Annotated in this window: 7 protein-coding genes; 4 read left to right on the top strand and 3 right to left on the bottom strand. The window is 70.9% G+C overall.

Features of this window, described 5'->3' with window-relative positions; translation table 11 throughout:
* Positions 1-13: 13 nt before the first annotated feature.
* Both POL67_RS23680 and POL67_RS23685 read right to left on the bottom strand, forming a co-directional pair.
* A complete protein-coding gene (locus POL67_RS23680; protein WP_271920774.1) occupies positions 14-1,768 on the bottom strand; it encodes an arrestin C-terminal domain-containing protein in 1,755 nt (584 codons plus the stop codon).
* A 185-nt stretch (positions 1,769-1,953) separates the two neighbouring features.
* Positions 1,954-3,426, bottom strand: coding sequence for a multicopper oxidase family protein (locus tag POL67_RS23685; RefSeq protein WP_271920777.1), 1,473 nt, complete (start codon positions 3,424-3,426; stop codon positions 1,954-1,956).
* 97 nt (positions 3,427-3,523) lie between these two features.
* On the opposite strand from POL67_RS23685, the gene POL67_RS23690 reads away from it, so the two are divergent.
* Both POL67_RS23690 and POL67_RS23695 read left to right on the top strand, forming a co-directional pair.
* Entirely contained in the window at positions 3,524-6,307 is a 2,784-nt protein-coding gene (locus POL67_RS23690) for a hypothetical protein (RefSeq protein ID WP_271920779.1), read from the top strand.
* A 9-nt stretch (positions 6,308-6,316) separates the two neighbouring features.
* On the top strand, positions 6,317-7,756 hold the full coding sequence (locus tag POL67_RS23695; RefSeq protein WP_271920781.1) for a serine/threonine-protein kinase: 1,440 nt from the start codon (positions 6,317-6,319) through the stop codon (positions 7,754-7,756).
* 21 nt (positions 7,757-7,777) lie between these two features.
* Here the strand turns inward: POL67_RS23695 and POL67_RS23700 are convergent, their stop codons facing one another.
* A complete protein-coding gene (locus tag POL67_RS23700) occupies positions 7,778-8,821 on the bottom strand; it encodes a tetratricopeptide repeat protein (RefSeq protein WP_271920783.1) in 1,044 nt (347 codons plus the stop codon).
* Positions 8,822-8,920: 99 nt separating this feature from the next.
* On the opposite strand from POL67_RS23700, the gene POL67_RS23705 reads away from it, so the two are divergent.
* Positions 8,921-9,580, top strand: a complete 660-nt coding sequence (locus POL67_RS23705) for a hypothetical protein (protein ID WP_271920785.1) — start codon at positions 8,921-8,923, stop codon at positions 9,578-9,580.
* Positions 9,577-10,275 carry a hypothetical protein gene (locus POL67_RS23710; protein ID WP_271920787.1) on the top strand — a complete coding sequence of 233 codons (699 nt, stop codon included), beginning with the start codon at positions 9,577-9,579 and terminating at the stop codon, positions 10,273-10,275. Before POL67_RS23705 ends, POL67_RS23710 begins: the two co-directional genes overlap by 4 nt.
* Positions 10,276-11,057: the final 782 nt, after the last annotated feature.

Here is an 11,057-nt window from a genome sequence, read left to right on the forward strand (position 1 = left end):
CGCACGACCGCCCTCAGCGGTACGGCCCGAGGCTCGACGCGCCCGCGAGCGAGGCGACGGCAGCGGCGAACGCGTCGGCCGTGGCGAGCACCTCCTCGGGGTCCTGCACGAGCGGCAAACGAACCCCGAGGCGTGTCTCTTCGAGCAGGGGCTCGCGGCCCGTGGCCTTCGTGAGCGTCTCGCTCCACGTGGCCGGAAGCTCGCGCTCGGGCCGCGGCGACCAGAGCCGGCTCTCCACCGGGCGTTCGCCCTCCCAGCGGTGATCGAGCGACAGGGGGATCCCCGCGCGGGAGAAGGTTTCCATGGCGAGATCGCCGACCCGGAGGCGCGCGCCGCGCTGCGCGGCGAAGTGCTGGAAGGCGGGCAGGGCCGGCGCGAGCGCGGCGGGCGGGGGCAACGTGGAGATCGCCTTCGCGAGGCGATGCGCGAGCAATTGGGCCCGCGCGAGGAACCGCTCGAGGCCAGAGACCTGATAGACGCCGCCTTTTTGCACGACCACCGCGTGCTCGTCGTCGAGCGCGGCCTCGTCGAAGACCTCGAGCGCCTCGCGCACCTCGGCGCTGAGCAGGCTGGCGGCCTGGACGGCCTCGCGCGCGCGCACCGTGAAGCGCTTCGCGAGCTGTTTGTCCAGGCCGGGCAGCTTCGCGCCGAAATCGGTCCAGCGCCGCTCGGCGAGGCGCAGATCGAGGCCGAGCGCAGGGAACGAGAGCTCGGCCACGACGCACGGCCCGAGGCCCTCACGGTGCTCCTCGGTCACCTCGATGCGGAGGTCCCGTACGTCGAGGATGAGCACGGCCTGCTCGGGATCGAAGTCGACGACCGTGGCCCCGGCGGCGCGCACGGCCTCGGCGGCCGCGCGCCAGACCGAGAGGTGACGTTGTTTGCCGACGAGCGGCAGGCCCCTCGCGGGCTTGCGCGGGCCTTTCTGGCGCTCGACGGCGACGGGCACGCGCAGGGAGAGATCACGGCCGAAGGCCACGACGGCGACGACCTCGAGCGCGTAGTCGACGCGGATGAACGGCGAATGGAAGGTCGGCACGAGCTCGGCGGGGATGCCGATGCGGAAGGGGATCGAGGTGCCCTCCTCGGGCGTGCCTTCGAAGATCGTCCACGTGCGCCGGTCGACTTCGGCGGGACCGGCGGTGCTCGTCACGAGCGCGGTCTCGATCGCGCTCGTGGCGAGCTCGATGCGCCGGAGCTTGCGATCGCCGAGGCCCGTCAGCGCGATGGCGCCCACGAGGGTACCCAGGACGGGCAGGCGTTGATCTTCGAGGGAGAGCTCGATCACGGGGTCTTCGCCGCGGTGTTCGCCTGCCTGGCTCGTGAACACGCGCGGCTGCGGGGCCTCGGCCCGCGTGGTCGGCACGCGGATCGGGATGACGTACGCCTCGTGGCGATCGGGCCACCACGGGATGTGCACGTGGACGGAGAGCTCGTACTCGATCGTGCTGTATCCGCTGCGGTAGGTGGGCGGCAGGCCGGGCGGGAGGGGGAAATCGATCGCCTGGTCCCAGGTCCCTGGCTGGAGGACGCCCGCGGGAAAACGCTTTCCGAGCCGCATGATCTCGCGGCGATGGTATCTGCGGGTGCGGGTCTTGCCGTTGGAGGACGTGCGCTTGTAGCGCGACTCGCGGCCTACGAGCTCGACGTCGATCGCGTCGAAAGGCGTCTCGGTCTTGGATTTCAGGTGAACGTGAACGCGGAGCCTGTCGCCGGGGCTCGGCTCGGCGGGGTCGAGGTACACGGTGACGTCGGGGCGGCTGCGCATCGGGGCGAGCCATCATCCACGAGGATGCGGCTTGGGCACAAGAGCGAGGCCGCGGGCACGTGAAGACGAGCGCATTCCATCCATAGGCATAACCAAGCGCCGACGCTGCCACGAGGGGCCAATGCCGACGCGAAATACCCATGGCGTCTGCGCCGAGAGCGAGCGTGCTCCCGGCGACCCGTCCGTCAGTGCGCAGAATGCCCGGATCCGCCTTGCAGATCGAGCACGCCCATCATCCCGGCGTCGGCGTGATCGAGGATGTGGCAATGGAACATCCACATTCCCGGTCGATCGTCATACCGCACCGCAAAGCGGCCCGTGCCGTCGACGGGGACGTTGACCGTATCCTTCCACTCCATTGGGTGGATTGGGGCGAGCGACGCGTCGAGCTTCTGGAAGAAGAAGCCGTGCAAATGGAACGGGTGGTCGAAATCCATTGTGTTCTTCACGGTCCACACTTGCGTCTCGCCCACCGTCGCCGGGACGGGCACGGCTTCCCACGACGGCACGCCGTTGATGCCCATCACCATCTTGCCGTCGACCTCGCCTTGCGTGAGATCGAGCGCGATGGGCGTCGCGCCCTCGAGATCCAGCGGCGTGATCACGCGATCCGTCTTCGGCCGTGGCGTCTCCGCGACCTCGGCCTCGTCCGTGAGGCGCACCCGGAAGACCTCCTCCTCGGGCCGGTTGAACGTCGTTCCATAGCCGCGATCGTAGGGCACCCAGCGCACCGAGAGCGTCGATCCGGGCGCGCCGCGGGGCACGACCAGCACGTCGGCGCGCTCCCCCGGCGTGAGCACGAGGGCCGCGGACTCCACGGGTTTTTCCATGAAGCCGCCGTCGCCGCCGATACGCGTGAACGTGTGTTCTTTCATCGCGAGCTGGAAATATCGGCTCTTCGCGGCGTTCACGATGCGCCACCGCTGCCGCCGGCCCGCGCGCGCCCGGATCTCCGGGTTCTTCTTGCCATTGACCAGCAAGAGATCTCCCTCGCGTCCGAAGAGCGTGCCGAAATCGAGGCCCGTCTGTGGATCCTGGAGCGAGCCGTCGTCGCGGATCGCCATGTCCGAGAGCACGAGGACGAGCTCGTCGCCGAGATCGGCGGGCTCGGTCGGGTCGTCGACGAGCAGCCCGCCATAGAGGCCAAAGCCGAGCTGCGCGGCCGAATGAACGTGCGGGTGGTACCAGTAGAGGCCCGCGTCCGGCAGCACGAAATCGTAGGTGAACGTCTCGCCGGGCTGGATCTCCGGCTGGCTGTGCCCCGCCGCCCCGTCCATCGCCGCGGGGATTCGCAACCCGTGCCAGTGGATCGTCGTCGGCTCGGGCAGCGTGTTGCGGAAATGCACGATGAGCCGATCGCCCACGTTCGCCCGCACGAACGGTCCGGGGATGCTGCCGTCGTAGGTCCACGCGGGTGTCTTCAGGCCGGCGACGAGCTCGAGCTCCTCGATGCGGGCTTCGAGATCCATCTCGAAGGTCTTCGGGTCGGCGTTTCGGTCCGTCGCAGGGCGCATGGCGACCGCGGAATCCCAGCCTTCGGGCTGCGCGCCCGGGTCCGGGCCGCCGCAGCCGAGGCCCACGAGCCCGAGGAGCACGAGCGGCGCTCGGCGGCGCGGGAGAAGCGTTTTCCGGGGCGCGGCGAGGGGGCGTTTCGACATCGCAGGAGCGAGCATCCGCCGAGCCCCTCACGAATGCAAGCCGCGGCGCGACGGCGCGTCTTGCGAGCGAAAGGCATCTGCTCGTAGGATGCTCAGGATGTCCGTCCACGTCTCCGGCTCGGCTGTCGGGCCTCGCCACCAGCGCCGCTCCTCCGTTGCGCGCCGGGGACGGGCGTGGGCGTTCGTGTTCGTTTCGCTGTCGATCTTGCTGCTCACGTACGGGTGCGTCTCGCCCGACAGGCCCTACGGCGAGGGCCCTCCGGATGGGGGCGCGGGGCAAGGCGGCGGCGGCGGTCTCGGCGGCGGGGGAGGGCAGGGCGGCGACGCGAACGGCGAGCCGTGCAGCGACAGCCTCGCGTGTGGCTCCGGCTTCTGCGTGGACGGCGTCTGCTGCGACGCCGCGTGCACGGGCACGTGCACGTCTTGCAAGGCAGCGGATACGGGGCAGTCGAACGGCACGTGCGCGCCCGTGATCGCGGGCTTCGATCCCGAGAGCGAGTGCGCGGACGAGGGCGCGGCGTCGTGCGGGCACGATGGCTCCTGCGACGGCGAGGGCGCGTGCGCGCTCTACAAGGCAGGGACCGAATGCGCGCCGCAGAGCTGCGTCGAGCAAACGAAGGTGCTCGCGAAGACCTGCGACGGCGCCGGCACCTGCGTGGACACGGGGACGGTCGATTGCGCGCCGAACGCCTGCGTGAACAACGTGTGCGCGACCGACTGCACGAACGACGACGCCTGCGCGGCCGGGAAATACTGCGACGGCGCCTCGGGGGAGTGCCTGGACAAGAAGGCCATCGGCGAGGCGTGCCAGGGGAACAAGGCGAACCAGTGCGCGAGCGGCTTCTGCGCGGATGACGTCTGCTGCGACGCGGCCTGCGAGGGCGACTGCGAGGCGTGCACGGCGGCGCTCACGGGCGGCGCGAACGGCACGTGCGCGCCCATCCTCGAGGGGACCGATCCCCACGGGGGTTGCCTGGATCAAGGCCCGAGCTCGTGCGGGAACGACGGCACGTGTGACGGGAAGGGCGCGTGCCGCAACTACATGGCGGGCACGATTTGCGTGCAGGGCGGCTGCGCGGGCGGCGTCCAGACGAACCCCGACGTCTGCGACGGCATGGGGAGCTGCGCCGACAAGGGCACGGCGAGCTGCGCGCCGTATGCGTGCGCCGGCGACGTCTGCGCCTCGATGTGCGTGATTGACGTGCAGTGCGCCGCGGGCCAGTACTGCGCCGCGGGCGCGTGCGTCCCGAAGAAGACGGCGGGCGGGAGCTGCGGCGGCGCGAACGAGTGCGCGAGCGGCTTCTGCGTCGACGGCGTCTGCTGCAACACGGCGTGCGCCGGCACCTGCCAGGCGTGCTCGACCTTGAAGAAGGGCTCGGGCGCGAACGGCGTCTGCGGATCCATCGCGGTCGGGAGTGATCCGGACAGCGAGTGCCTCGAGCAAGGCGCGCCATCGTGCGGGACGAACGGCGTTTGCAACGGCGCGGGCGCCTGCCAGCTTTACGCCGCGGGCACGGTCTGCGTCGCGTCGAGCTGCACGGGCTCGACCCAGACGAACGCCGACACGTGCAACGGCATGGGCGTGTGCGCCGACGGCGGCACGAAGACGTGCGCGCCGTACGCTTGCGGCGCGGGGACTTGCAAGCCGAGCTGCGTGGCCGACGCCGACTGCACGTCGGGCAACGCCTGCGTGAACGGCGTCTGCGGCACGAAAAAGCCCCTCGGTACGGCCTGCGCGGCGGCGAACGAGTGCCAGAGCAACTTCTGCGTCGACGGCGTCTGCTGCGACACGACCTGCTCCGGCCTCTGCCAGGCCTGCTCGGCGGCGAAGAAGGGCGGCGGCTCGACCAACGGCACCTGCGGCGTGATCCTCGTCGGCACCGACCCGGACAACGAGTGCACCGATCAGGGCGTGATGACGTGCGGCACGAACGGCTTCTGCAGCGGCATGGGGAGCTGCCAGCTCTACCCGGCGGGCAGCGCGTGCGTCGCGGCGTCGTGCTCGGGCTCGACGCTCACGAAGGCCGACACATGCAACGGCATGGGCGCGTGCATCGACGCCGGCACGCAGCCCTGCGCCCCGTATACCTGCAGCACGAACGCTTGCAAGGCCACGTGCGCCGGCGACGCCGACTGCGCCTCGACGTCCTACTGCCTATCACAAGCCTGCGTCGCGAAGAAGGGAACGGGCGCGGCGTGCGCCGCCACGAGCGAATGCGCGAGCGGCTTCTGCGTCGACGGCTACTGCTGCAGCACCGCGTGCACGGGCCTCTGCCAGGCTTGCTCGGCGGCCAAGAAGGGCGGCTCGAACGGCGTCTGCGGCAGCATCACGACCGGGACCGACCCGGACAACGAGTGCGCGGCCGCCGCGGCCTCGACCTGCGGCGCGAACGGCTTCTGCGCCGCCGGCGCTTGCCAGCTCTACGCCTCGGGCACGGTGTGCGTCGCGGCGAGCTGCACGAACGGCGTCGAGACCAAGGCCGACACGTGCAGCGGCACGGGCACCTGCACCGACAACGGCACGAAGGCTTGCAGCCCCTACGTCTGCGGCACGACGTCGTGCAAGACGACGTGCGCGGTGAACGCGGATTGCGCGGCCGGGTTTACCTGCTCGGGCGGCACGTGCACGGCGGCGGGGGCGCTGCCGCTCGGCTCGGCCTGCTCGACCGCGGCCCAGTGCACGACCGGCTTTTGCGTCGACGGCTTCTGCTGCAATTCGGCCTGCCCCGGGACGTGCATGTCGTGCAGCGGCGCGAAGCACACGTTCGGGAGCGGCGTTTGTGCGCCCATCGTGGAGTACACCGACCCCGACAACGAGTGTGCCGACCCGACGATTTGCTGCGGCGGCACTTGTATGAGCCCGCTCGTCTGCCCCATCTAGCGGATCCCGATGAAGCTCGAAGAAGGCGCGATCATCGACGGAAAATACCGCATCGTCCGTTTGCTCGGGCGCGGCGGGATGGGGGTCGTGTACGTCGCCGAGAACCTCCGCGTGAAGCGCCAGGTCGCGATCAAGGTGCTCTCGCGCGCCGCGACCGAGCTGCACGGCGACGCGCTCATGCGCTTCGAACGCGAGGCGCAGGCGGCCGGGCAGATCGGCTCCGATCACATCGTGGAGGTCCTCGACCTCGGCACCACCGAGGAGGGCGATCGTTTCATGGTGATGGAGCTGCTCGAGGGCGAGACGCTGAAGGAGCGCGCCAAACGCGGGCGGATCTCGATCGACAAGATCGTCGAGCTCTTCCGGCAGATGCTCGACGGCCTCGAGGCCGCGCACGCCGCGGGCATCATCCACCGCGACCTCAAGCCCGACAACGTCTTCCTCCAGAAGAAGAAGGCCGGGCACGACGACTGGGTGAAGATCCTCGACTTCGGCATCTCGAAGTTCTCGGGCATGTCGGGCGAGGCCGCGCAGCACACGCGCACGGGCGTCGTGATGGGCACGCCGTTCTACATGAGCCCCGAGCAGGCGCGCGCGGCGAGCTCCGTCGACGCGCGCAGCGATCTCTACACCGTGGCCGTGATGCTCTACGAGATGCTCACGGGCCAGGTGCCCTTCAGCGGCGAGACGTTCGCCGAGCTCATGTTCAAGATCGTCTTCGAGTCGCAGCCGCACCCGAAGACCGTGAGCCCGATGCTCGACGACGAGATCTGCGGCATCGTGGTCAAGGGCATGCACCGCGACCCGGCCGCGCGCTTCCAGAACGCCGACGAGTTCCGCGCCGCGCTCGTCGCCTGGGAGGCGAAACGCGCGAGCGGGCAGCTCACGCGTTCGCCGCTCCCCTCGGTCTCCGCGCTCGCCTTGCCGCCGCCCTTGGGCGTGGCCACGCCCGAGCCGCCGCCGGTCTCGACGCAGCTCGGCGCGGGCGCCGTCGCCGGCCCGCCGAGCAGCCCCTCGGACCCGGGTTCGTCACCGAACAGCGCCTCGCTGACGCGGCAGACCTGGGCGCAGAGCGAGCGCGCCTCGGTGCCCGCGGTCAAACGCAAGGGAGGGCTCGTCGCGGCGGGCCTCGCGGTCGTGGTCGTGGTGTCTGCCGGCGGGGGGTACATGCTTCTCCGTGGTGGCGGGAGGGCGCCGGAGGCTCCTCCGAGCGCCGCGGCCGCCCCTGCACCCACGCCCGAGCCCGAGCAGGCCGCCGCGGCGCCCTCGCCGTCGGCCTCGGCGGCGCCCTCGCCGTCGGCCTCGGCGGCGACGATCGCGCCTCCAGCGAGCGCCTCTGCCGCGGTCAAACCCGCGCCGACGTCGAGCAGCGCGCCCGCCGTGACGACCCAAGGGGCGGCCACGAAGAAAAGCGTGACGAAAAAGGTCGTCACGGATTACGGGTATTGAGCGGGGTTTGCCCCGTAAACCCTAAAACCGACCGACGACCCCGCCGCCCTGGGGCCCGAGCCACGGGGTCACGAACGCTTTCGGCGGCGCCTTTCCGGGCGTTCCTTTCGACAACACGAACAGCACCACGCCGGTGACCGTCAATGCGCCGCCCGCCGCGAGGCCGATGACGCCGATCGTCCCTTTTTGGTTCGCATCCTCGTCGAGCGCGCGTACCGCGTCCGCCGGTGGGCCCCAGCAGTTGGCGCCGCACGCGTCGAACGCCTTGTCCGCCTCCGCGCGTTTCGCCAGCGACAGGCCCCCGAAGACGCCTCCAACCCCGAGCCCCGCCACGCCGAGCCCCATCAGCACGACGCCCGCGATCCGCCCCGGGCTCGTCTTCCCGGGCGGCTGCTCCCGCCCGCCTTCGGGCCCCGTCGGACCTACGGGCGGCCGCACCGGCGTGATCGGCGCGGCGCTCGCCACGGCCGCGAGCTCCAGCACCATGGCCGCTTTTTCCCCCTCCTTGATGGTCACGCTTTTCTCGGGCGCCGCCATGCCCTCGGCCGTCGCGCGCAGGACGTGCGTGCCGGGATCGATCGGGCTCGGGATACCGAGGAGCGCCGCGGGGAGCGGCTTTTCGTCGACCATGACGACGACGTTTTTCGCCTCGGGCGTGGTGCTCACCTGGAGGGACGGGATACGCGGCGAGAGGTCGGCGAGCTCTTTCTCCGCGTCGGCCTTGGCGTTCTTGAACGCGGCGGGCGCCTTCGGGCCGAGCTCCTCACGCACGATCGAGAGGTAGGCCTCCTTCGCGAGGACGAGCTTTCCGAGGGCCACGTACGAGCGCGCGAGCATGAGCACGTGGGTCGGCGCGTGGAAGAGCGCCTCGGCGCGCAGGAACATGTCGACGGCTTCGGCGTAACGCGACTCCTTGAACGCGTTCGTGCCGTTCTCGGCGGCGGCGCGGGCGCCGGCTTTCGCCTCGGCGCTCGCGGTGGGCTCCTCGGCGCGAACAGGCGGTGGCGCGAGCGTGGCGCTCACGAGGAGGCCTGCGGCGAGGAGGGCGCGGGCGCCGAGCTTCATGGGGGTTCGGAGTCTACGTGAGAGGGTGCGGATCTGGCAAATTGTCCTTTACGGGGCGCGGTGGCGGTGCGAAAACATGCAATTGCAGAGGAGCCGCGTATGGCGATGGCGAGCCCGTGGGGCACGAGCAAGGCAATCTTCGCGGTCGGGTCCCTCGGGATCCTGGCCGGTTGCGGCAGCTACACGTCCGACTATGTGCCGCCGCAGGACGGGCGCGCCCGCGTCCTCTGGCAAGACGATCACGTCGTCGCCTCGCTCCCGAGCGAGGCCTCCGGCATCAACTGCAGCGAGGCCGTCCGGAACCTGCCAGCGGACCCGCAGCAGTATTCGTCGTATTACGGCGGATCGACCGGCGTCGTTTATTACCGTCCCTGGATCATCGTGCGCCCCGCGCCCGTGGTGATCGTGGGATCGGGCAGCGGCTCGCCCACGCCCCGGGCCATCCCCCGGACGGCGGCGAACCCAAGCGTCGCCTCGAGCGGCGGATCCGGCAGCATCAGCGGGGGAGGCGGCGGCGGCAAGAGCACCGGCAGCAGCGGCGGGGGCGGGGGAGGCGGCGGCGACCTGGGCAAGGCCGCAGTCGTGCTCGCGGTCGTGGCGCTCCTGACGCTCCCCATCATCACGCTGAGCCTCGGCTTCACCCGGCCGGAGCCCGAGGGCGAGGTCGCGAGCGCGATCGACGAGGTCAATGCCTACAACGACCTCGCGCGCCTGCCCGATTCGCCTTGCGTGGCGAGGCCCGCCGGAGAAGTCCAATGAGCACACGGCACGCCTTCATGGTCCTCGGGCTTTCGGCCGCCGCACTCGCAGGTTGCGGCTCCGGCTTCACCACCGTCGAGCCGCGCGTGCTCGCCCCGCACGAGCTGACGCTCCGCTACGAGAACGAGTTTCAGATTCATTCGCCGCAGGGCGTCGTCGCGACCGGCGTGCGATATCGAGGCCTGGCCGAATACGTGGCCTGCGTGCCCGACGCCGAACGGCACGCACTCGCAGCCGAAACCGCGGGCGACGCGGCCGTAGGGATGACGGTCGCGGGCATCACGCTCGGCGTGGGCGGCATGGCCGGCCTCGCAGGGCTCGCCTACCAGAACAACCCCGACCTCATGTGGGGGCTTTTGCTCGGCGGCATTGGCACCGAACTCATTGGCCTCGTGATGACGGCGGTCGGTCGTGCCACGAAAATCGACGCACACGGCCACGCCGTCGACGCCGTCAACTATTACAACGACGCCGTGGGCAGCCTCGGCGGCCGTTGTGGTCCGCGCGGTACCGAAATGCCACAGACGCAATACGTCGATGCGCCGGCCCCACCAGCCGCGCCAGGGCCGATCCTTCCGGTGCCAGTCCAGCCCGAGGTGCCCATGCTGCCGCCCGCATTGCCAGAGCCCGAGGGGACCCCGCCCGCGCAGCCCGCGGATCTGCCGCCCGAGCGGATCATCCTCGACAATCCGTGACCTCGCAAGGCGCCGCGCCGGGGCGCTGCCCCGGACCCCGCGGGGGCTGTTCGCCCCTCGACCCGAACCAGGCACGGCCTGGACCGGGGATGGAAGAACTGCGCTCCGCGCAGTTCTTCCAACGGGCCGGTGGCAAGACCATGGAGGTGGGTTCCAAGCTGGCAACGGGCACGCCGCCGGTTGAACCTGCAGCGCTGGCATCTTGATTGGCAGGATCGTCGGCTGTCTTGACCCTGGCTGTTCGATGAACTGCGCATCGCGCAGTTCATCGACCCCGCGTCCAGCGCTTGCGCTGGTCCGGGTCCAGGGGCGGACAGCCCCTGGTGGGGCCTGGGGCAACGCCCCAGCGCGGCGCGTCCAGGTCCCCGCCGAATGCCCAGCATCCCCGCAAGATCGCGCTCCCTCCCCGCGGATGTCCTCCTGCCGCGCCGCAACCTGGTCCCCGTCCACGCGACCGCCGACCTCGGGCGCCGTGAACCGCCGCTCCCCGGGCGCATCCTCCGCCTTGCAGCGCTGCCAGCGGTCCTCCGCGCTCACCCGCACCCGAAAGGCGGCGCCGCAGTTCGAAAGCCCCACGCTGGAGACGCCGACCTGCGGCGCGGCAAGTCTCCCTCCGAGCGGCCGTCTCCCGTTCCACGGCGCCGCAGGTCCCCGAGCGCGCTCTGCGCCCCCCATCCTGCAGCGCTGGAGGGGGCGTCGCGCCGGGGCGCTGCCCCGGACCCCGCGGGGGCTGTCCGCCCCTCGACCCGGACCAGGCACGGCCTGGACCGGGGATGGAAGAA

This window comes from Polyangium mundeleinium, from assembly GCF_028369105.1.
GTDB lineage: Bacteria > Myxococcota_A > Polyangia > Polyangiales > Polyangiaceae > Polyangium > Polyangium mundeleinium.

Coding starts and splice junctions, on each gene's coding strand:
- POL67_RS23680 (WP_271920774.1), bottom strand. CDS start 1,768: ATGCGCAGCCGCCCCGACGTCACCGTGTACCTCGACCCCGCCGAGCCG.
- POL67_RS23685 (WP_271920777.1), bottom strand. CDS start 3,426: ATGTCGAAACGCCCCCTCGCCGCGCCCCGGAAAACGCTTCTCCCGCGC.
- POL67_RS23690 (WP_271920779.1), top strand. CDS start 3,524: ATGTCCGTCCACGTCTCCGGCTCGGCTGTCGGGCCTCGCCACCAGCGC.
- POL67_RS23695 (WP_271920781.1), top strand. CDS start 6,317: ATGAAGCTCGAAGAAGGCGCGATCATCGACGGAAAATACCGCATCGTC.
- POL67_RS23700 (WP_271920783.1), bottom strand. CDS start 8,821: ATGAAGCTCGGCGCCCGCGCCCTCCTCGCCGCAGGCCTCCTCGTGAGC.
- POL67_RS23705 (WP_271920785.1), top strand. CDS start 8,921: ATGGCGATGGCGAGCCCGTGGGGCACGAGCAAGGCAATCTTCGCGGTC.
- POL67_RS23710 (WP_271920787.1), top strand. CDS start 9,577: ATGAGCACACGGCACGCCTTCATGGTCCTCGGGCTTTCGGCCGCCGCA.